Source organism: Arthrobacter ulcerisalmonis (genome assembly GCF_900609065.1).
GTDB classification, from domain to species: Bacteria; Actinomycetota; Actinomycetes; order Actinomycetales; family Micrococcaceae; genus Arthrobacter; species Arthrobacter ulcerisalmonis.
Map to the genome: position 1 here is coordinate 74,758 of NZ_UXAU01000014.1, position 21,383 is coordinate 96,140.

Annotated in this window: 22 protein-coding genes and 1 pseudogene; 18 read left to right on the forward strand and 5 right to left on the reverse strand. The window is 65.1% G+C overall.

Features of this window, described 5'->3' with window-relative positions; genetic code table 11:
• Positions 1-9: 9 nt before the first annotated feature.
• On the reverse strand, positions 10-1,230 hold the full coding sequence (locus PSET11_RS04430) for an ROK family transcriptional regulator (RefSeq protein WP_124090905.1): 1,221 nt from the start codon (positions 1,228-1,230) through the stop codon (positions 10-12).
• 142 nt (positions 1,231-1,372) lie between these two features.
• Here PSET11_RS04430 and PSET11_RS04435 point away from each other — a divergent pair, with 142 nt between their 5' ends.
• The 16 genes from PSET11_RS04435 to PSET11_RS04510 all read left to right on the forward strand — a co-directional run bounded on the left by PSET11_RS04435 (position 1,373) and on the right by PSET11_RS04510 (position 15,955).
• Positions 1,373-2,458 (forward strand): Gfo/Idh/MocA family protein, encoded by a 1,086-nt coding sequence (locus PSET11_RS04435; protein WP_124090906.1) that lies wholly within the window; start codon positions 1,373-1,375, stop codon positions 2,456-2,458.
• On the forward strand, positions 2,455-3,249 hold the full coding sequence (locus PSET11_RS04440; protein WP_124090907.1) for a hypothetical protein: 795 nt from the start codon (positions 2,455-2,457) through the stop codon (positions 3,247-3,249). Before PSET11_RS04435 ends, PSET11_RS04440 begins: the two co-directional genes overlap by 4 nt.
• A 105-nt stretch (positions 3,250-3,354) precedes the next feature.
• Positions 3,355-4,671: an ABC transporter substrate-binding protein gene (locus PSET11_RS04445; protein ID WP_124090908.1), complete on the forward strand. Its 1,317-nt coding sequence runs from the start codon at positions 3,355-3,357 to the stop codon at positions 4,669-4,671.
• A gap of 11 nt (positions 4,672-4,682) precedes the next feature.
• Positions 4,683-5,648, forward strand: a complete 966-nt coding sequence (locus tag PSET11_RS04450; protein ID WP_124090909.1) for a carbohydrate ABC transporter permease — start codon at positions 4,683-4,685, stop codon at positions 5,646-5,648.
• Positions 5,648-6,541 carry a carbohydrate ABC transporter permease gene (locus PSET11_RS04455; protein ID WP_124090910.1) on the forward strand — a complete coding sequence of 298 codons (894 nt, stop codon included), beginning with the start codon at positions 5,648-5,650 and terminating at the stop codon, positions 6,539-6,541. Before PSET11_RS04450 ends, PSET11_RS04455 begins: the two co-directional genes overlap by 1 nt.
• A gap of 37 nt (positions 6,542-6,578) precedes the next feature.
• Positions 6,579-7,340 carry a sugar phosphate isomerase/epimerase family protein gene (locus PSET11_RS04460; protein ID WP_124090911.1) on the forward strand — a complete coding sequence of 254 codons (762 nt, stop codon included), beginning with the start codon at positions 6,579-6,581 and terminating at the stop codon, positions 7,338-7,340.
• Positions 7,337-8,464 (forward strand): Gfo/Idh/MocA family protein, encoded by a 1,128-nt coding sequence (locus PSET11_RS04465; RefSeq protein ID WP_124090912.1) that lies wholly within the window; start codon positions 7,337-7,339, stop codon positions 8,462-8,464. Before PSET11_RS04460 ends, PSET11_RS04465 begins: the two co-directional genes overlap by 4 nt.
• A 15-nt stretch (positions 8,465-8,479) precedes the next feature.
• Complete coding sequence (locus PSET11_RS04470; RefSeq protein WP_124090913.1) at positions 8,480-9,670, forward strand: Gfo/Idh/MocA family protein; 1,191 nt, start codon at positions 8,480-8,482, stop codon at positions 9,668-9,670.
• 1 nt (position 9,671) lies between these two features.
• A complete protein-coding gene (locus tag PSET11_RS04475; RefSeq protein ID WP_124090914.1) occupies positions 9,672-10,673 on the forward strand; it encodes a sugar phosphate isomerase/epimerase family protein in 1,002 nt (333 codons plus the stop codon).
• 46 nt (positions 10,674-10,719) lie between these two features.
• Entirely contained in the window at positions 10,720-11,595 is an 876-nt protein-coding gene (locus tag PSET11_RS04480) for a 3-keto-disaccharide hydrolase (protein WP_124090915.1), read from the forward strand.
• Entirely contained in the window at positions 11,592-12,476 is an 885-nt protein-coding gene (locus PSET11_RS04485; protein ID WP_124090916.1) for a TolB family protein, read from the forward strand. The genes PSET11_RS04480 and PSET11_RS04485 overlap by 4 nt, the downstream gene beginning before the upstream one ends.
• A gap of 3 nt (positions 12,477-12,479) precedes the next feature.
• The gene (locus PSET11_RS04490) at positions 12,480-13,511 is read left to right on the forward strand and encodes a Gfo/Idh/MocA family protein (RefSeq protein ID WP_124090917.1); all 1,032 of its coding nucleotides are present in this window, start codon (positions 12,480-12,482) and stop codon (positions 13,509-13,511) included.
• On the forward strand, positions 13,504-13,971 hold the full coding sequence (locus PSET11_RS04495; RefSeq protein WP_124090918.1) for a heme-degrading domain-containing protein: 468 nt from the start codon (positions 13,504-13,506) through the stop codon (positions 13,969-13,971). The genes PSET11_RS04490 and PSET11_RS04495 overlap by 8 nt, the downstream gene beginning before the upstream one ends.
• 8 nt (positions 13,972-13,979) lie before the next feature.
• Positions 13,980-14,510 (forward strand): GNAT family N-acetyltransferase, encoded by a 531-nt coding sequence (locus PSET11_RS04500; RefSeq protein WP_124090919.1) that lies wholly within the window; start codon positions 13,980-13,982, stop codon positions 14,508-14,510.
• A gap of 65 nt (positions 14,511-14,575) precedes the next feature.
• Entirely contained in the window at positions 14,576-15,274 is a 699-nt protein-coding gene (locus tag PSET11_RS04505; RefSeq protein WP_124090920.1) for a DsbA family oxidoreductase, read from the forward strand.
• A gap of 33 nt (positions 15,275-15,307) precedes the next feature.
• On the forward strand, positions 15,308-15,955 hold the full coding sequence (locus PSET11_RS04510; protein WP_124090921.1) for a TetR/AcrR family transcriptional regulator: 648 nt from the start codon (positions 15,308-15,310) through the stop codon (positions 15,953-15,955).
• A gap of 41 nt (positions 15,956-15,996) precedes the next feature.
• On the opposite strand, the gene PSET11_RS04515 is transcribed toward PSET11_RS04510, so the two are convergent.
• Complete coding sequence (locus tag PSET11_RS04515; protein WP_345788812.1) at positions 15,997-16,647, reverse strand: LytR C-terminal domain-containing protein; 651 nt, start codon at positions 16,645-16,647, stop codon at positions 15,997-15,999.
• A gap of 16 nt (positions 16,648-16,663) precedes the next feature.
• Positions 16,664-16,963 carry a type II toxin-antitoxin system VapB family antitoxin gene (locus PSET11_RS04520; RefSeq protein ID WP_203415901.1) on the reverse strand — a complete coding sequence of 100 codons (300 nt, stop codon included), beginning with the start codon at positions 16,961-16,963 and terminating at the stop codon, positions 16,664-16,666.
• Positions 16,964-17,111: 148 nt separating this feature from the next.
• Here PSET11_RS04520 and PSET11_RS04525 point away from each other — a divergent pair, with 148 nt between their 5' ends.
• Positions 17,112-18,038, forward strand: coding sequence for a Cof-type HAD-IIB family hydrolase (locus PSET11_RS04525; RefSeq protein ID WP_124090924.1), 927 nt, complete (start codon positions 17,112-17,114; stop codon positions 18,036-18,038).
• A 186-nt stretch (positions 18,039-18,224) separates the two neighbouring features.
• Complete coding sequence (locus tag PSET11_RS04530) at positions 18,225-19,700, forward strand: stealth family protein (RefSeq protein WP_203415902.1); 1,476 nt, start codon at positions 18,225-18,227, stop codon at positions 19,698-19,700.
• 21 nt (positions 19,701-19,721) lie between these two features.
• Here PSET11_RS04530 and PSET11_RS04535 read toward each other — a convergent pair whose 3' ends face one another.
• Both PSET11_RS04535 and PSET11_RS04540 read right to left on the reverse strand, forming a co-directional pair.
• Positions 19,722-20,654: a phosphodiesterase gene (locus PSET11_RS04535; protein ID WP_124090925.1), complete on the reverse strand. Its 933-nt coding sequence runs from the start codon at positions 20,652-20,654 to the stop codon at positions 19,722-19,724.
• A 175-nt stretch (positions 20,655-20,829) separates the two neighbouring features.
• Positions 20,830-21,288 (reverse strand): annotated as a pseudogene (locus PSET11_RS04540) (glutathione peroxidase); the annotation flags it as partial.
• Positions 21,289-21,383 lie beyond the last annotated feature (95 nt).

Below are 21,383 nucleotides of genomic sequence, written 5' to 3' on the forward strand. Positions count from 1 at the left end.
GCTGGGCCGCTACCCCACGGCTTGGAGCGTAGCTTCAATGACGGCCGGCGAGAGCACGTGTTGGGTGACCATCTGGCTGGCACCGAGGATCGCGGCCCGGTCGCCAGCCATCGAGAGGCCGATGCGCAGGTGCGTGGTGGCCAGCGGCAGGGATCGTCGGTACACCACCTCGCGGATGCCCGCCACCAGGTGCTCGCCGGCGTCGCCCACGCTGCCGCCGATGACGATCATGGACGGATTCAGCAGGTTAACCACCGTGGCGAGGACATCACCAACGTCGCGGCCGGCCTGGCGCAGGGCCTGGATGGCCTGCAGATTGCCCTCGCGGATCAGGGCCAGGACATCGGCGCCCGAGGCTGCTGCCAGCCCCTGGGATTGCAGGAAGCGCGCGACGGCGGGACCTGACGCGAGGGCCTCCAGGCAACCGTAATTGCCGCAACGGCACAGCACGTCGTCGCCGCGGGGAACGCGGACGTGGCCCAGGTCCCCGGCAGTGCCGTTGGCGCCACGCTGCAGGTCGCCGCTGCTGATGATGCCAGCGCCGATGCCGGTGGCCACCTTGATGAAGAGGAAGTTCTCGTGTTCGGGCCAGAAGGACGTCCGCTCCCCCAGGGCCATAATGTTGACGTCGTTGTCCACCAGCACCGGCACGGGCAGCGATCGCTGCACGTACGGGACCACGTCGAACCCGTCCCAGCCGGGCATGATGGGCGGCTTCACGGGCCGACCGGTATCGTGCTCCACGGGCCCGGGCAGGCCGATCCCGATTCCCGCCAACGCTTCGGTGCTTCGGCCGGCTTCGGCCAGCAACTCCCGGCCTGCGCTGATGACGCGTCGGAGCACGATGTCCGGCCCGTCCGCCACCTCCTGCGAGAACCGGCGCTCGGCCAGGACGGTGCCGCCCAGGTCCGTGACCGCCACGATCACGTGCGTGGCCCCGACGTCGACCGCCAAGACCACCCGCGCTGCCGGGTTGAAGGCAAAGCGCGACGGCGGCCTGCCGCCACTGGAGCTGGCCTCGCCGGCGGGGCCTACCAGGCCCGAGCTCATGAGCGCGTCGATGCGGGAAGCAACGGTGGATCGGGCAAGCCCGGTAGTCAGGGCGAGTTCGGCTCGGGTCCGGGCCTGGCCATCGCGTAGTAACTGGAAGAGGTCACCGGCGCGGGAAAGACTGCCGAGCTCCTGTGCGGAGGCGTCCCTGGCAGCGTCGTTTCCGGTGGCGGTTGTCATGCTCCAGTGATAGCACACCTGCTTATGCGTGTCATCTGACGAAAGTTTGTCGGGAATTAATCAACTTTTGCTTGACGCTCGTCAAAAGTCCTTCTAAGTTGTGAGTGAAGCACATCACACCAGGCTCCTTACGAAGAGGTAAATGAACTTGCCCAGCAATCCAGAGGTCCCACCCCGCCCCCTGGGCGTCGGAATCCTCGGCGCAGGACCGGTCACCCAGGCCATCCACCTGCCCTCCCTCGCCAGACTTGGCGACATCCTCACGGTCCGCCACATCATGGACGTGGACCCTGCCGTAGCCGCCTCGGTGGCGGGCCGCGTCGGAGCCAACCACAGCACCAGCATCGACGAACTCCTGGCCGACCCCGACGTTGAGGTGGTGGCGATCTGCAGCCCCCACCAGTTCCATGCCGAGCAGGTCATCGCCGCCTGCCGCGCCGGCAAGAAGGCAGTGCTGTGCGAGAAGCCGTTCGCCATGAACGCTGCAGAAGCCGCCGAGATCTCCGCAGTGAGCCTCGAAACCGGCGTACCCATCATCGTGGGCGCCATGCACACCTTCGATCCAGGCTGGCTTGCAGCCCAGGACAACTGGGGAACACTGCCGGCTACCGCCCACACCATCCGTTCCTCGATCGTCCTGCCGCCCAACGCCCGGTTCGAGGACTTCGCCACCGAAATCATCACCAGGCCCGCCACCGGCACCCCCGACTACGCAGATGTAGAGGTCATCAAGAACTTCCTCCTCGGCGGAGTGATGGGCCTTGCCATCCACGACCTCCCCCTGGTGCGGGCCTTCACCCCGGACTTTGCCAGCGCTGAGGTGCTGTCCGCCCGGTTCGTCCGCCCGTTCGGCTACGTCATCTCGCTGCGCACCCCCACCCGCTCCATTGAATTGCGGGCCGCCATGAACAGCACCTGGCAGCCGGAATGGAGCTTCGAGGCCATTTCCACTGACGAGGCCCTGCGCATCGATTTCACCCCGTCCTACGTTCAGGCCGGATCAGCGGTGGCCACACTCAGCCGCGGCACCGCAACCAGTACCTATGGCCCGTTCGACCACAACGGTTACGAGGGCGAATGGCGGGAACTGGCGGCGCTGGCAACAGGAACGAAGGCCGCTCCCTCAGCCCAGACCCTGATCGACGACCTGACCTTTGCCCTGGACATCGCAGCCGCCACGGTAGCCAGCGTGGCCGCCGCGTCCCTTCCCGAAGGAGCCGCCGTATGAGCGCGCAGTACTCAGTCCAGGCCACCCCGGCAGCTCAGGAAGCCGGTGCGGTCGCCCTAGCCGTCGCCTCGCTTCCGGAGTCCTTCACCCCTGGTGCTGCCGGAGCCGATGTGATTGTCCTCGCCGGCACCGCAGGCTGGACCACCGCAGCGCAGCAGGCCGTCGACGCCGGTGCCCGCGGTGTCGTGGTGGTCAACCCGGCAGCCGAAGACACCGCCGCCCTCCGGGTGGCCGCCAGAGCCGCCGGATCGGCGATTGTCCTCGACCAGCGCTGGGCCGCCAATCCCGCCGTCCGCCACGCCGAGCACGCTGTCCGCTCGGCAGCCAGCCGGCTGGCCCTGATCGACAGCGTGGCCATGGCGCCGGTGGGAACCGACCTCGACCGGCTGCTGACCGACCACGTTGCCGCCGTCGTTCGGATCACCGGGCCTCTGGCGGACCTACGGCTGCTCCACCGCGGCGCGCACGGCTACTCGGCGTCGGCCCGCTTCGGCAACGGCGCGCCGGTAGCGCTGCAGGGGATCGTGTCTGCTGCCCGTCCCGCGCACGTCACCCTCAGCGTCCTCACGGACGACGGCGGCGTCAGCGTCACGCTGCCGGATCCGGTGGCAGCGTGGCCCGGCACCGTCACGGTCACCGGTCCGCAGGGCGCCGTTCTCCTTCCCACCCTGTACGAATCCGCGCACCGCACCACGTGGCGCCGACTCAAGGAGCACCTCGACTCCCGCTCCACCCCACCGGACCTGGACCGGTTCGCCCAACTCACACAACTTCTCTCCGGCGTTTCGTAATCCCCGCTGTAACCACGCAGTACCCAGCTAGTCCATTCAGTACCTGCCCCTCTCGACGTTGAGCTGGACCGGAGCACGGAGCTCCCGGTCCCGAAAGGAATCATCATGAATGTTCAGTCCACAGCCAGCAAGGCTTTTTCCCGCCGCGGCTTCCTCGGCCTCACCGCCGCAGCAGCATCCGTTCCGCTGCTTGCAGCCTGCGGTGGCGGCTCAGCATCCCAAGGTGGCGGGAGCAACGCCATCAAGTTCTGGGACATGCCCTGGGCAGCCCCGAACTACAACACCGCGGCCACCAAGATCACTGAGGGCTTCGCCGGCGCGAACAACGCCAAGGCGTCCTACCAGCTGATCCAGTGGAACAACTTCTACCAGACGTTCTCCTCCGCCGTTGCGTCCAAGACCGGCCCGGCTGTCTCCACCGGCGGCGGTTTCCAGGCCTTCCAGTTCGAGGAGCAGGGCCAGATTGCGTACGCCGACAAGGTGGTTGACGCCCTCAAGGCCAACGGCCAGTTTGATGACTTCCTGCCCGGCGTCCTGGAGCCCTTCAAGTCGGACAAGGGCTACGTGGCCCTGCCGTGGCAGCTGGACATCCGCCCGCTCTGGTACCGCAAGTCGCTCTTCGACCAGGCCGGCGTGGACGTCCCCACCGACTGGCCGTCGCTGCTGGAGGCCGGCAAGAAGTTCAAGGCCATGGGCGCTGTCGGCTTCGCTACCGGTTCCGGTGCGGGCAACAACATCGGCAACCACCTGATGATCATGATGATGCTCAACAACGGCGGCGGCGTCTGGACCCCCGAGGGTGAACTGGATGTCATGAACGACCGCAACGTCGAAGCGATCGAATTCCTGCTGGAACTCGTCTCCAACGGCGTGGTGGACCCCGCAGCCGTCAGCTACACCACTGACAACCTCAACGCACAGTGGAAAGACAAGAAGGCTGCCTTCGGCATGCTGACCCTTGGCGTTCCGGAACGCGTGGGTGACACCTCGGGCGACCTGATGGTGGCCAGCCCCATGGCCGGCCCGCACGGTGACAAGGCGGCGCTGATCTTCCCCAACAACATCATGATGTACACCAACACCCCGTCGCAGGCCGCCTCGGAAGAGTTCCTGACCTACTACCTGGGCCAGCTCTCCCAGCTGTGGCAGCAGAAGCTCATGAACGCGCTGCCCGTGTTCAAGTCCATCACCGAGCTGCCCGAGTTCACCGCCGATCCCAACAACGTCAAGATCGTCAAGGAGTACCAGCCGATCGGCAAGACGTTTGCCGCCCAGGGCAACACGCTCAGTGCCGACCTTGCCGTCCTTGACGGCGGCCAGGCCCTCAACCAGCTCACGCAGACGGTACTCACGGGCAAGACAGACGCCAAGACCACGCTGCAGGCCTTCGAAGCCGGCCTCAAAACAGTCCTGAAGAAGTAAGCGTTCCCGTCATGTCATCAACAACCAGCTCCGGCCTCGCCCGGGCCCGCAAGGGGCTTGCGCCCAGCGGGTCCGGGGGCGGGACCCTGAACCTGAACCGCAAGAGCAAACTTTCATCGCAGGCGTCCCGGACTTTCTTCTGGCTCCTGCTCCCCTCGATTGTGCTGCTGATCCTGATCAACGGCTATCCGCTCATCTACGCAGGCATCCAGTCCACCCACGATGGCAACCTGATCCAGACCGGCAACTTTGTTGGCCTGGAGAACTTCACCGCGGTGCTGTCCTCCCCGGCCTTCTGGAAGGCAGCCCAGTTCACCCTGCTGTTCACCATTGTGGGCGTGTTCGGGTCCTGGCTGGCAGGCCTGGGCCTGGCCCTGCTACTCCGGACCAAGATCCCCGCGGGCGGCACCTTCAAGGTCCTGCTGCTCCTGCCGTGGGTTGTCCCGATCGTGGTGTCCTCCACTGCCTGGAACTGGCTGGTTGCCACCCCGGACAGCCTGGTCCCCGCCATCTTCCGCAACCTCGGACTGGGGACCCCGCTCTTCCTTGCGGACCCCACCCTGGCCGCAATCACGGTGATGATCTTCAAGGTCTGGGTCTCGTTTCCCTTCATGATGATGATGACCTCGGCAGCCCTGGCCTCAGTAGACAGCACCGTCTATGAGGCAGCGAGCATGGACGGCGCCACCCGCTGGCAGCAGTTCAGCCAGATCACGTTGCCGCTGATCGCCCGCTCCACGTACATCTCGTGGATCCTGATGACCATCTTCTGCGTCAACGACTTCCCCACCATCTACCTGCTCACCGGTGGCGGACCCGTGGATGCCACCACCTCCCTGGTGGTCCTTGCCTACCGCACCGTCTTCCAGGACTTCGCTACCGGCCCCGGCGTTGCCATCGCCTTCCTCATGACCATCACTTTGGTGATCGTCTCGGTCATCCTGTACCGCCAGATCCGAAAGTCGAGCGTCGAATAATGAGTACTGTCCTCCACGCCCACTCCGAATCTGGCCCCGCTCTCGGCGTCACCAACACCGGCAAGCCCCGCCGCGTCGTCTCCGATGCCGGCAACCGCGGACGGTGGTGGAGATTCGTCTTCATCCTCATCATCACCGCCATTGTGCTGGTCCCCATCGGCGTCACCATCATCCTGGCCCTGACCCCAGGGCCCAACAGCACCACCACCGGCTTGACCCTGGAAAACATCACCGGCGTCTTCTCCACCACCCTCGCCGGGGTCTGGCTGCAGAACAGCCTCCTGACCACGCTGGCCACCGTCGTCGTGTCAGTGGCCGTCGCTGCTCCTGCCGGTTACGTCCTGTCCCGCGGCCGGTCCAAGGCCGTCTCGGGCTACTCGCTGCTGCTGTTCGTCATGCAGTCACTGCCGATCATCACCTCGGTGGTGCCGCTGTTCATCCTGTTTGCCTCCATGGGCTTGGTGGACAACCTGGTGGGCCTGACCATCATCTATGTTGGCTCTACCATGACGGTGGCCACCTGGATGATGGCGGCGTACTTCGATTCCATCCCCATCAGTCTGGAAGAAGCGTCCTGGATTGACGGCTGCTCGGTGTTTGGTTCGTTCACCAAAGTGGTGCTGCGCAACTCGCTCCCGGGCATCCTGTCCACCGCGATCTTCGCGTTCCTGCTCGCCTGGAACGACTACCTGGTGGCCATCGTGTTCCTGCGCTCCAGCGAAATCTTCACCCTCCCCATGGGCGTACAGTCCTTCTTCCAGCAAAACAACACCGACTGGTCTGGTGTCATGGCCCTTGCCGTGGTCATGATGCTGCCACCGATCATTGTGTTTGCAGCCCTCAACAAATACTTCAGCGTTGGCGGCATCGGCGGATCCCTCGCCGGCCGCTGACACCCCCACCTACCGTCTTCTCCCGTAAAGGAATTTCATGTCGTACTCCATCCAGCTCTACACCCTGCGCAACTCCATCGCCGAGGACCTGCCCGGCACCATCAAAAAGGTGGCCGAGATCGGCTTCGCCCAGGTTGAGCCGTACAACTTCGTGGCCACCGCGGCGGAACTCGGCGCAGCCCTGAAGGAGAACGGGCTCACCGCACCGTCCGGGCATGCACCGCTGTTGACGCAGGACCAGGACGAAATCTTCGCCGCGGCCAAGGAACTGGGCATCAGCACTGTCATCGATCCCTACCTCCCCGCCGAGCACTGGCAGGACGCCGAAACCATCCAGGCCACGGCCGCCACCTTGAACGCGGCAGCCAAGAAGGGCGCCGAGTACGGCATCCGCGTGGGCTACCACAACCACGCCTGGGAGCTGGAGTCCACCATCGAAGGCACCACCGCCCTGGAATACTTCGAATCCCTGCTGGATCCCGAACTGGTCCTTGAGGTCGATACCTACTGGGCCGCAGTGGGCGGCCAGAACCCGGTGGAACTGCTGGCCAGGCTCGGCGACCGCGTCAAGCTCATCCACATCAAGGACGGCCCGGCCACCACCGACATTACGGCCCAGCAGCCTGCCGGCCAGGGCACCATTCCCGTGCTGGACGTCATTGCTGCCGCCACCGCCCTGGAAGTGGGAGTGGTGGAATTCGATGACTATGACGGCGACATCTTCGCAGGCATCGCCGAAAGCCTCGCGTACCTCACCGCAAACACCGGCGCAGGCGCCACTGAAGGAGCCACCGCATGAGCGCCGGTTTCGCCCCTTCAGAACGCAAAGGCCCGGTAGGTGTCGCCGTCATCGGTGCCGGCAACATCTCCAAGCAGTACCTGGACAACCTGACGGTCTTCCCAGACCTCAAGGTGCTGGTCATCGCCGACCTTTTCGAGGCCACCGCTGAGGCGCGCGCCAAGGAGTACGGCATCCCCGAATGGGGCGGCGTGGAGAAGGCCCTCAACCACCCCGACGTCGAAATCATCGTCAACCTGACCATCCCGGCAGCGCACGTCGAGGTGGCCACTGCCGCCGTCAACGCCGGCAAGCACGTCTGGACCGAAAAGCCGTTCTCCCTGGATCGCGACTCCGGGCTGGGACTGCTCAAGGCAGCCGACGCCGCTGGCATCCGCCTGGGGACCGCGCCGGACACCTTCCTGGGTGCTGGCCTGCAGACCGCCCGCCGCATCATTGAACGCGGCGACATTGGCACCCCGTTGACCGGCTTGACCACATTCCAGACCCCGGGTCCGGAGTCCTGGCACCCCAACCCCGCGTTCCTCTTCCAAAAGGGCGCCGGACCGCTGTTCGACATGGCCCCGTACTACCTCACGGCCCTGATCCAGACCTTCGGTTCGGTCCGCAAGGTGGCCGCCGTCGGATCCGCGGCAAAGGCAACCCGCGTCATCGGTTCCGGACCCAAGGCGGGCGAGGAATTCGCCGTCGAGGTTCCCACCCATGTCTCCGCGATGGCGCAGTTCGAATCCGGGGCGTCCAGCCACAGCGTGTTCTCCTTCGAATCCCCGCGCCTGCGGATGGGCTTCGTGGAAATCACCGGCACCGAAGCAACACTGTCCCTGCCGGATCCCAACTACTTCGACGGTGACCTCAAGCTGTGGCGGCCGGGAGCCGACGAGCCGGAGATCATCCCGGCTGTGGGCCCGGCCAACGGACGCGGCCTGGGCGCCCTGGACATGGCCCGCGCCCTGCGTGCCGGGACCGCGCACCGCGCCACCGGCGACCTCGCCTATCACGTCCTGGACACCATGGTCTCGATTTCGGAGTCGGTGGAAACCGGTTCGTTCGTGGACGTCACCAGCAACGCACCCGTTTCGGCGACCGTCCCCGAGGACTGGGCACCGGAAACCGCCACCCTGTAACTGAGGATCATCACCATGACCACCCCCACCCACTCGCCCCTGCCTTCCGACCGGCAACTGCCGACCCCTCTGGGGGTCGCGGTCATCGGTTATGCCTTCATGGGGAAGGCCCACTCGAATGCGTGGCGGAATGTGGCCAGCTTTTTCGACGTCCCGGCCTTCGAGCAGAAAGTCCTCGTAGGCCGGGACGCCACCCAGGTCGCCGCCGCTGCAGCCAAGTACGGCTGGGCGGAGTCGGCCACCGATTGGCGGACCGTCATTGAACGGGACGATATCCACATCATCGATATCTGTGCACCAGGCTGGATGCACGCCGAAATCGCCGTTGCTGCCCTGGCCGCCGGTAAGCACGTCCTCGTGGAAAAACCCCTGGCCAACACCATCGCGGAGGCCGAGCTGATGACCGCCGCGGCGGCGAAGGCCCGAGCCCGGGGCGTGCAGTCCATGATCGGCTTCAACTACCGACGCGTGCCGGCCCTGGCCCTGGCCCGCGAACTCATCGCCGAAGGCAGGCTGGGTACTGTCCGGCATGTCCGGGCGGCCTACCTGCAGGACTGGCTCAGCGACGCAGAGTCCCCCATGACGTGGCGCCTGCGCAAGGAAACAGCCGGTTCTGGCGCCCTGGGCGACATTGCCTCGCACGCCATCGACCAGGTCTTGTTCCTCCTGGGCGACGCCGTCACGGAGGTGTCAGGTCGGCTGCACACCTTCGTCACCAACCGGCCCGGGCCCTCCGGCACCGAGGAGGTCACGGTCGACGACGCCGCCTGGGCCACCCTGTCCCTGGCCTCCGGCGCAATCGCCTCCGTGGAGGTATCCCGGGTGGCCACCGGCCAGAAGAACTCGCTCAAACTCGAGATTTACGGCGACAAGGGCACCATCCTGTTCGACCTGGAATCCCTGAACGAGCTCGGCTTCCTGGACGCCACGGTCCCGGTCCGCGAGCAGGGGTTCCGCCGGATTCTGGTCAACGAGCCCGAGCACCCGTACCTTGAAGCTTGGTGGCCGCAGGGCCACATCATCGGTTGGGAACAGACCTTCACGCACCAGGTCCGGGACTTCCTCACCGCCATTGCCACCGGCGAGGCGCCCTCCCCCTCGTTTGAGGAAGGCCTGAACGTCCAGCACATCCTGGCAGCAGTGGAAGAATCCGCTGCCGCCAAAAGTTCGCTGATCCAACTGCACACCGCTACCGAAGGAGCCTGACATGGCCCGCCCGTTCACCCTGTTCACCGGCCAGTGGGCCGACCTCCCCTTCGAGGAAGTCGCCCGCCTCGCCTCCGAGTGGGGCTACGACGGCTTGGAGATCGCCGTGTCAGGCGACCACCTGGACGCCTGGCGCTGGGACGAGCCCGGGTACGTCGAAGCCAAGCTCGCCGTCCTGGCCAAGTACAACCTCAAGGTCTGGGCTATCTCCAACCACCTCAAGGGCCAGGCCGTCTGCGATGACCCCATCGACTTCCGGCACGAAGCGATCGTGGGTTCCAAGGTCTGGGGCGACGGCGATCCCGAAGGTGTCCGCCAACGCGCCGCCGAAGAAATGCAACACACCGCCCGGCTCGCCAAAGCACTCGGGGTGGACACCGTCGTCGGCTTCACCGGCTCCTCCATCTGGCAGTACGTGGCCATGTTCCCGCCCGTCCCCGAAAAGGTCATCGACGCCGGCTACCAAGACTTCGCCGACCGGTGGAACCCCATCCTGGACGTCTTTGACGAATGCGGTGTCCGGTTCGCCCACGAGGTCCATCCCTCCGAAATTGCCTACGACTACTGGACCACCGTGCGGACCCTTGAGGCGATCGGCCACCGCGAAGCTTTCGGCCTGAACTGGGACCCCTCCCACATGATGTGGCAGGGCATGGACCCGGTCTCCTTCATCTGGGATTTCAAGGACCGGATCTACCACGTGGACTGCAAGGACACCAAGATCCGCCAGACCGGCCGGAACACCGTCCTCGGCTCGCACCTCCCCTGGGGCGACCCCCGCCGCGGCTGGGACTTCGTCTCCGCCGGACGCGGCGACGTCCCCTGGGAAGCCTCCTTCCGCGCCCTCACCGCCATCGGCTACGACGGCCCCATCAGCGTCGAATGGGAAGACGCCGCTATGGACCGGCTGCACGGCGCCCCCGAAGCCCTCGCGGCCCTCAAGAAATTCGACTTTCCCGCCTCCAACACCTCCTTCGACGCCGCCTTTAGCAACCAGGACTGACCTGCGGACGCCAGTTGCCCCCACCTCGAACATCGGAGCCTTCCGCATGCCCTTCAGCACCCTGCCCGACGTCGACGGGTACCACCCACTGTTCGACGGCGCCAGCCTGGCTGGGTGGCGGGCCGTTCCCCGCATCTACGGCACCGTCTACCCGGGCGGACCGTCACTGCTGGACTACTTCGATGCCCACGGCCTGAAGCGGCCGGTGGAACCCGAGGCACATCCGGCGCACTGGTTTGTCGAAGATGGTGTCCTGGTGGGCGAACAAGACGCTCCCGGCAGTGGGTACGGCGGCTACCTGGTCAGTGAGCAGGCCTACGGTGACTTTGAGCTCGTTCTGGAGATGCGCCCCGACTGGCCTGCTGATACCGGCGTGATGCTGCGTCGGCAACGGGATAGCTGGGAGGGCTTTCAGGTCCTGGTGGATCACCGGCCTTCCGGCGGTATAGGGGGGTTCTTCGGCAACGGACTGGCCAGCTTTTCGGCCGTGCCGTTCGCCATCGACGTGGCCCGTGACGCCTCCGGGGCGCCCACGGGGCTGATCGCCGATGACCCGGCCACCTCGGTGGAACCCGTCACGGAAGAGAAGCGCGCCCGGCTCAGCTACGCGGCCGACGTCGAGGATTTCCTGGCCGCCTGGCGCTGGGACGACTGGAACGAGCTGCGGATCCGCTGTGTGGGCGCGTTGCCGGTCATCAGCACGTGGATCAACGGCGTACAGATCGCCGAGCTGGACACCGCCACGGTGGTTTCCCCTGACTACGATGCGGCCGCCGTCCTGGCTGTCCTCGGCGAGCGCGGCCACCTGGCCCTCGAGGTGCACGACAACGACGAAATGTTTGGCGAAGCCCGCTGGGGCAAGGGTGCGCAGTGCCGGTGGCGGAATATCCGCATCAAGGAACTCGGCGAGGCCCGGCAGTGATCCGGGAACTGCAGGTTGGCCAACGGTGTGAGGTGTGGCTGGCATCGCTGAGCGGCAAGGCCGAGTTGGCTTTCAGTACCGATGAGGTCTTGTTGGAGGCGCCCAACTGGACACTGGATGGTGCGGCGTTGATCCTGAATGGCGGCGGCACACTGTGGCGCTTGGAGCTGGCCAGCGGGTCCTTGACGCAGGTGGAGCTGGCAGGGATTCCCGACCTGAACAACGACCACGTCCTGGCCCCGGACGGCGAGGGGATATTCCTCTCGGCCAACGACGGCCATATCTACCGCGCAGCGCTGTCCGGTGGCGACACCACGCGCGTCACCCCGGAGGACGGCTCCTTCCATTTCCTGCACGGCGTCAGCCCGGACGGCCGAGAGTTGGCGTACGTGGGCATCGAGGCGGGTGATTTCAGCCAGCCGGGAAAACTCATGACCATAGCGGTCGACGGCGGTGCTCCCGCCGCCGTGGACGTGGGCGCAGGCCACTGCGACGGGCCGGAATATTCACCGGATGGACAGTGGCTCTACCTGAACACGGAATCGTTTTCGACGGCGCCGGGCCACGCGCAACTAGCGCGCGTGCGCCCCGACGGGACCGGTTTCGAGCAGCTGCTCACCTCCGGAACCGTGGACTGGTTTCCACACCTCTCCCCCGATGCCCAGCACGCAAGCTACATTAGATTCCCCAGCGGAACACAAGGCCACCCCGCCGACCTGCCTGTCGACGTCGTCTTGGTCGCCGCGGACAACTGGGCCGAACCACTTCACACCTGGCCACTGTTTGGCGGCCAGGGCACCCTGAACGTCAACAGCTGGGCGCCGACATCAGATCGGTTCGCGTACGTTGCCTACCCACTTTCCGACCCCTCGAAGGACTAATACGTGGCCCCCACCCATGGCACCTCTGACGGCACCATCCGCTGGGGTATCCTCGGCACCGGCTTCATTGCCGGCTTGCAGACCTCGGACCTCCTCGACAACGGCTTCGCGGTTCAGGCCGTAGGCTCCCGCTCACTCGAATCCAGCACCGCCTTCAGCCAGCAATACGGTGTGGCCACGGCCCACGGCAGCTACGAGGATCTGGTGGCTGATCCGGAGGTGGATGTGGTCTACGTGGCCACCCCACACCCGTTCCACCATGCCCACGCCTTGCTGGCGTTGAATGCCGGCAAGCACGTCCTCGTAGAGAAGCCGTTCACCATGAACGCCGCCGAAGCCCAGGAGATCGTGGCGTTGGCCGAAGCCAAGGGGCTGGTGGCACTCGAGGCCATGTGGACGAGGTTCCTCCCGCACATGGTGCGGATCCGGGAGATCCTGGCAGCAGGAACGTTGGGCGAGGTCCGCAAGGTAGTAGCCAGCCACAACCAGAACCTGCCCAAGGATCCTGCGCACCGGCTCAACGATCCGGCACTGGGTGGCGGTGCCCTGCTTGACCTGGGAATTTACCCCATTTCCTTCGCCTTCGATGTGCTGGGCACCCCCGCCACCATCCTGGCCAGCTCCTCGCCCACGGCCACGGGCGTGGATCGGCAGACGGCAGCGATCTTCCAGTACGGGAACGGCCAGCAAGCCTACGTGGACTGCGAACTTGACGCCGCGGGCGCCAACAGGGCGGTGGTGATCGGTACCGACGGCTGGATCGACATCGAATCGATCTGGTACAACGCCGTCCCCTTCACCGTGTTCGATTCAGAGGGCAACGTGCTGGAGCGCTTTGACCAGCCCGTCACCAGCCGCGGCATGCAGTACCAGGCCGCGGAAGTCGAACGGCTCATCGCAGCCGGCGCCACCTCAGGGACGGTGCTGCCGCCGGCTGAGACGGTGGCCGTCATGGCGGCCATGGACCAGATTCGCAGCCAGATCGGGCTGCGCTACGCCGCTGACGCTCTGGCGGGCGGTGCACTCCATGAGTGATTCGCCGCGCCTGCTGGAATTGCGGGCTCAGGAAGACGAACTGGTCTTTGAACGTTTTGACAATCTCGATGCCTGGCGCCTGGGCTCCCTGCTCACAACCGCCGCCGAAGCTGCGGGCCACGGTGTCGCCATCGATATCCGCCGACACAACGTGGTGCTGTTCCGCTGCGTCCTGCCCGGGCCTACTTCTGATCAAGAGGAGTGGATCCGGCGGAAGTCCGCCTCGGTCCTGCGCTTCGAGCACAGCACGGCGCTGCTCGCTGAACAGTTCAGCGATTACGACCCCACCCAGGGCGGCTGGCTGGCCCCCGAGGACTACACGCTCGCCGGCGGTTCGTTCCCCCTCCGGGTCCGCGGCGCCGGCGTTATCGGAGCCGTCACGGCGTCTGGGTTGAGTTCAGACCAGGACCACCAGTTGGTGGTGGACGGGATCAGGGCGTACCTGCAGATCGTGGCATGATCGTTTCCATGACGGATATCCGCGAAGCCACCGCCCACGACGCCGAGGCCCTGGCAGCGCTGGCTGCCGTCACCTTCCCGCTGGCCTGCCCGCCGTCGGCGTCACCTGTGGACATCGCGGCGCACCTTGCCCGGACCCTGACCGCCAGCCACTTCGCCACCTACCTGGCTGACCCGGACATCGCCATCCTGGTCATGGACGCAGCCGGCGAACTCCGCGGCTATAGCCTGTTGGTCAACCGGCCAACGGAGGACTCCGACGTCGCAGCTTCCCTCACGCTCCTCCCCTCGATTGAGCTGAGCAAGTGCTACGTCCACCCCGATCACCATGGGCTGGGGGCTGCGGCCGAGCTGATGGCCGCGTCCGTGGTGCGGGCGGCAGCGATGGGCGGCGCCGGCATGTGGCTGGGCGTCAACAGCCAAAACGTCCGCGCGATCAGGTTTTACACGAAGTCCGGTTTCAGCCAAGTGGGCGAGAAGACGTTCACCCTGGGCGCCACCGTTGAGCACGACTTCGTCTTGGAGCGGTCCCTGCCGTAACGGGGTTCGTGGGACCGCAGGACGGGCACCGGAATACTTTCCCGGCACCACCAGTTGGGGTGAGCATGAAGGTTGAAATCTGGTCAGACGTTGCTTGCCCCTGGTGTTTCATTGGGAAACGCCGCTTTGAGACTGCCTTGGCAGCATTCCCACACCGCGAAAACGTGGAGGTCATCTGGCGCAGCTACCAGTTGGACCCCGGCCTGCCGGACCACTACGACGGCACCGAGCAGGATTACCTGAGCACCCGCAAGGGCATGCCCGCGGATCAGGTAGCGAAGATGTTCACGCATGTGGCCAACGAGGCCAAGGGTGAAGGCCTGGAATACGATTTCGGCAAGGTAGTGGTGGCGAACAGCTTCACAGCGCACCGCCTGATCCACCTGGCCGCTGCCCACGGCGTCCAGGACGCGGCAAAGGAGCGCCTGCTCAGCGACCACTTCGAGCACGGCAAGGACATCGGCAACCAGGAGTACCTCACCGCGTTGGGCAAGGACCTTGGCATCGCTGCGGCCGAAGTTGCGGACCTTTTCAGCAGTGACAAGTACGCCGAAGATGTGCGCCTCGATTTCGAGGAAGCCCGGGCGCTCGGCGTCACCGGGGTGCCGTTCTTCGTCATCGACCGGAAGTTCGGCCTGTCCGGCGCGCAGCCCAGTGAGACGTTCACGGCCGCCTTGACCCGGGCCTGGGACGAGGCCAAACCGCTGGAGTTGGTCAACGCTGCCGAAGGAGTTTGCGGGCCGAACGGCTGCGCGGTCAAGTAGGGCTTTACTGACACATCGCGGTAAAGTGTCTCCATGCCTCGGATTTCTGCCGCCAGCAACGCCGAACAGCGTGCGGACACCCAGCGCCGCATCCTGACGGCCTTTGGCGAGTTGCTCTTTTCGCACGGCCTCCCCGGCCTGACCATGACCGATGTGGCGCGGCATGCCGGGGTGGGCCGGACGGCTGTGTACAACTACTACGCGGACATTGAAGAGCTGCTGATCGCCTACGCACTCGACGAGACGGAGAAGTTCCTCACCGACCTCCGCTCCGCACTGGCCGCGTTGGACAACCCGGTGGATCGGCTGGCCGTCTACGTGCGCGCCCAAGTGGTTGACCTCTCCCGCCGCCACCTGCCGCCCGGACCCGCCATGGGCGCTGTCCTCTCGCCGTCGTCCTTCGCCAAACTCTCCGATCACGTGGGCGAGCTGAGCGTGCTCCTGCAAGGCATCCTGCGGGACGGCATGGCGCAGGGATACCTGCCGGTGGGTGACATTGTTCAGCAGTCGCAACTGATCCTGGGCACGCTTTCCTCCAGCGCGGCCCGAGGCAGCAACGAGCCCGCCGATCTGGAGGCACGCGTGAATCGCACGGTGCATTTTATTCAGCTGGGTGCAGGCGCACGGTTCGACGACGGCGGGCGGCCGCTCCAGCTCAACCCCCTGGCCATCGCACACTAGGCACGGGCAGACGCAACGGGCCGACCCGCTGAGATGCAGGGTCAGCCAGCTGGCGCGGCTGACGGCACCACAGGGGACTTGCCCGTGTCCGCCACCCTGCGGCTGTCTCGGGGGCAGAGAAGCGGCCCTGGCGTCTGGTCCACCACGTCTTGCGGGGTGAGCGTACTGTAATTCTGCGCAAGCACCACGTCCACACTGGCGTCGGTGCGGGCGTCCAGGAAGTAGTCCGAGCCCTGCAGGTTCCGTTGGAGGCTGAACGCGGCCGCCTGCCCTGCCGTGCCGGACACCACCGCCGCCGCGCCGCGGTAGTTCGCATCGATGTTGGACACTGCCCCCACCACGAATTTCCGGGCCAGGAGATCGTCCGCCACGGCGCGCGCCAGCCCTGGCCTGTTGGTGGAGTTGTAGACGTTGACGTTGATGGATTCGTTGGCGGCATAGGTGAAGCTGTCCGTAGGGCACGTTTTGACGGTTTCCTTAGCGGCGACGGCTGCCGGGACCTTGAGCTGGCCGTTGATGATGGCAAACGCCAGGATGATGGCGGCGCAGATCAGCCCGATCAGGATTACCAGCACCATGCCGTGTACTGCCCGACGGCGGATGCTGCCGGTGCCGTCGGGATTGCGGACCGAGTCCATGGCGGCGCGCAGCTCAGGTCCGGTGACGACGTGGTGGCCGTGCAGAACCGTCACATCCTGCTGCCGCTTCCTAGCCATCGATCACCAGGACCCGGGCGTGGATGGCTGTGCGCTGGTGCAGGGCAGTCCGCACGGCCCGGTGCAGGCCGTCCTCCAGGTAGAGGATCCCCTGGTATTGGACAACGTGCGGGAAGAGGTCGCCGAAGAACGTGGAGTCCTCCGCGAGGAGCGCCTCCAGGTCCAGGGTGCGTTTGGTGGTCACCAACTCGTCGAGTCGTACCGGCCGTGGCGGCAGCGCGGCCCACTCCTTGGGCGTGCTGTAACCATGGTCGGGGTAGGGGCGGCCCTCACCCACAGCTTTGAATATCACCATGCCACCCTAGGCACGGTCCCGGCCAAGCGAAAGTAGCCAGCACTGACCAATGTGAGGTTGTGGCCAAACAGTGACCATCCCGGCGGTCACCGTCACGTCCGGAAACACGGAATATGGGTGTCTCCGCGGCTGCGAGAATGGAGCCATGACTGTGCCGCAATCCCCCGCCCTTCCCGCCGTCGGAATCCTCCAGACCGTTCCGCCGCTGGCCCTGCTGTTGGACGTGGACGGACCCGTCGCCAGCCCGGTCACCCGCTCCGTCCGTGCCGAGATCATCCAGGACCTGGTGGCGCTGGCTGCCGCGGGTATTCCCGTGGTGTTCAATACGGGACGTTCGGACGCGTTCATCCGCGAGGAGGTGATGGCGCCGATGCTCGCCGCGGGCATTCCGGCAGGAACCGTCATCCACGCGATCTGCGAAAAGGGCGCCGTCTGGTTCAGCTACACGGCTGCCGGCGCCGGGCACATCCATGTTGACCATGAGCTGGCCGTTCCCGCCGCGTACGGTGCGGAGATCCGGACTCTGGTTGCCGAAAAATACGCTGAGCACATGTTCTTCGATGAGACAAAGCGCGCCATGGTCTCCGTGGAGCAGCACATTGAGGTCTCCAGCGAGGCTTACCTAGCGGAGCAGGAACTGTTCGACGCCGATGCTGTGGCCTTGATGGTCAAGCACGGCCTGGGGGTGGTCCGGCTGGATCACCATGCCCCGGATTCCGACGACGCCGTGGACTACCGCGTGGATCCCACCATCGTCTCCACCGACGTGGAATCGGTGCGGCTGGGCAAGGACTTGGGCGCCAGCCGGGCCGTGGAATTGCTGGCCGCCCAGGGCATCACGCCGCAGGCCTGGCGCACCGTCGGCGACTCCCGGACCGACTACGCCATGGCTGATTGGCTGCACCACAACGGCCACCCGGTGAAGCACGTTGACGTCCGGCCGGCTGACGGGGTCCCGATGAAGGAGTACACGGTGCTCACCGCTGCGGATCTGGGGTTGGGCGCGGATGTGATTCACGACGACGCCGGGGGCGCCTTCCTGCGCCGGTGGCGGGAAGAGCTCACCGCCTGAGCCGTGGCTGGCACGGGCTATCATGCAAGTAGTAAGAGCACTTACATCCACTAGCAGGGGAAAACCATTACAGAGTCTCAGGTTCAGGACGAGGTCTACTACGGCGGGCAAGCGTCAGTGGCGGAACTATTCCACGATGAAGTCACCTCACCGGAGGCGCAACTGCGCCTGGAACCTCGTGCGGATATGGTGCGGCATAAGGGTCGCTACGCCGTCGTCAACGATACCCAGACGCCGTACCAGGCAATGGTGGAGGACCTCGTTTTCCTCCGCAACGTGCTCGCCGATGCCGGCCTCGCGTACCTCCTGGTACGCGGCAACAACCACCGCCCGGTCATCGCCCTGGACTGGAAAAGCCGGAAGAAGCTGCGCGCCGCGCTGGTGGAAGCCTGTCGCGACCAGCCGTTCTACTCGATGACGGTGGACGCGAAGAAGAAAACCTCGGTCCTGGTGGCCGACGGTGAGCTGTCGTCCAACCGCAAGGCCCGAATCTTCAGGCTGTACCGGCCGCGGGTAGAGCCCGTGGGTGGGTTCGAATTTGGCGCCTCTGCAGGGGTGCAGATCGAGCTGTGGAGCTTTGAAGGCGACCAGCTGACCCTGCCGATCGAAAATTCCCTGACCCGCCGCACGCTCTTGCGGCAGGATGCTGTCCGCGGCACCGTGGAACGCTATGGCCATACCTGGCCCACCATCGAGAACATGTTCGCCGATCATGCCAGCGATATCAGCTTTGACATCGACCTGGTGTTTTCCTGGGTCGACGGGAGCTCGCCGGAGTACATCGCAGCCCGGCGGGCCCAGCAGAAGGACGCCGTCCTCGGTGAGGGTGACGACCACGAGGCCCGCTTCCGCCAGATCGATGAGCTCAAGTACGCGCTCCGCTCCATCTACATGTTTGCGCCGTGGATCCGCCGGATCTTCATTGCCACGGACTCGCCGGCGCCCAAGTGGCTGGCTGAACACCCCACGGTGACCATTGTCCGGAGCGAGGAATTCTTCGCCGACCCGTCGGTGCTGCCCACGCACAACTCCCAGGCGGTGGAGTGCCAGCTGCACAACATTGAGGGCCTGTCCGAACACTTTCTGTACTCCAATGACGACATGTTCTTCGGCCGCGCCGTCAGCCCGGACATGTTCTTCACTCCTGGCGGCATCACCAAGTTCATCGAGGCCGAAACCAGGATTGGGCTCGGCGACAACGATGCTGAGCGCAGCGGTTTCGAGAACGCCGCGCGGGTCAACCGGAAACTTCTGTGGAACCGGTTCGGCCGGATTACCACCCGCCACCTCGAGCACGCAGCGGCGCCGCTGCGCCGAAGCGTTGTTGCCCGGATGGAGCGGGAGTTCCCGGAGGAATTCCGTTCGACGGCGGCCAGCAGGTTCCGCGCCGCAGACAACATCTCCGTGACGAACTCGTTCTACCACTACTACGCGTTGTTGACCGGGCGGGCTGTTACCCAGACCGCGGCCAAGGTGCGGTACGTGGACACCACCATGCGTACGGGGCTGAACTCGCTCCCGCGGCTGCTGGCCAAGCGCAACGTGGACTTCTTCTGCCTCAACGATGGCAGTTTCCCGGAGGTCAGTTCAGATGAGCGGGCAGAACTGGTGACTGACTTCCTGGAGAAGTACTTCCCCATCAAGGCGCCCTGGGAGAAGTAGCAGCCCGTAGGCTGGTTAGTCCTAGAGGAACCGGGAGGGCATCCCCAGCCTGGGGCTGACCCGCGCTTTGGTGGTTTGGGGGATCCTGATCCCCGCTGCCGCCAACCGGCGCGTGGTTTCTTCGGCGGACACGTACTCGCCCACCGTCGCTGCGCTTCCCAGCGGCACCACCGAATGCACAATGGTGTGTTCGTAGACGTGTACCAGGTTGAATGCCTGGCCGGCGTCCTGGCCCCGGGTGCCGCCCACGGGAACGTTGAGGTCCTGCGTGTAGCAGCTGGCGGAGGCCACAGACACGGGGATGCCGGCGAAGCTCGCCGTCGACGAGTAATGCAGGTGGCCAGCCAAGATGGTGCGGACATCCGAGTTCCGGACCACCCTTTCCAGGGCTGACTGGTTTCGCAGTTCCACCAGGACTGCCAGGTCCAGCACCGACGGGATGGGCGGGTGGTGCAGTGCCAAGATGGTGCCGTCCGGGGCTGGCGTATCAAGTTGCCGGGTCAGCCACTCAAGCTGGTCTTGGCTGATCTCGCCATGGTGGAAACCGGGGACGGTGGTGTCCAGGGTGATGACGCGGAGACCATTAATGAAGTAGCTGTGATCCACGGGTTCGTCGGAGCCGGGCTGGTCCAGGAGTTCCCGGCGGAAGTTCGCCCGGTCATCGTGGTTGCCCATGGCCCAGATCACCTGGGCCCCGAGATCCTTGCAGGCCGGTTCCACAATGGAACGCAGCTTGATGTACGCCTCCGGGTCGCCCTTATCAGCCAGGTCGCCGGTGAAAATAACTGCCTCAGGCTTCGCACCGGAGGCTTTGACCTCTTCGAACAACTGAGCCAAGCGGGAGTCGCTATCCGCGACGCCGTACAAGGGTTCCGGTCCGGCCAACAGGTGCGGATCGCTCAGGTGAAGAAGGAAGTGGCGTGGCCGGGGATGTTCGGCCTCGATGTGCTCCATTGCTGCCTCTGTGGTTGGTGGGAAACGGCGCTTCCCTTCTACCTTTCAGTAACGTTTATCCAACCAGACATCCGGCAAACTTCCGGCAAATCGCCGGTGCTGATGTGGAAAAAACCAAAAGAACTGCGCTTTTGCGCACCCGGTTCGCCGAATGCGGGATCCGCTGACCAGTTCTTTAGCCGAGCGCCGCTTCAATAGCTGCTGAAATGTCAGTGGAGTCCGGAGCGGTGGTGGGCGCGAAGCGGGCCACGATGGTGCCCTCCCGGTTCACCAGGAACTTCTCGAAGTTCCACTTGACCAGGCCCGGAAGGATGCCCGTCTTGAACTTGGTCAGCTCGGAGTACAGCTGGTGCTGGCCCTTGCCACGGACATCAGCCTTGACGGTCAGTGGGAACGTGACGCCGAAGTTGCGCTCGCAGAACTCTGCGATTTCGCTGTCCGTGCCCGGTTCCTGGCCGGCAAACTGATTGCACGGCATGCCAAGGATTTCGAAGCCACGGTCCCGGTAGGTTTCGTAGAGCTTCTCCAGGCCTGCGTACTGCGGCGTGAAACCACAGTTCGATGCGACGTTGACCACCATCACCACTTTGCCCTTGAACCGGCCAAAGTCGGTCTCGGTGCCGTCGTTGAGGGACTATCTCATAAACGGTGTATCCGGCGGTTTGTTTTAGTAGTTTTCAGCTGCCGGGAATCGGTCGCTGAAAGTGATGGCGAAGGCGTTCAAAGCGG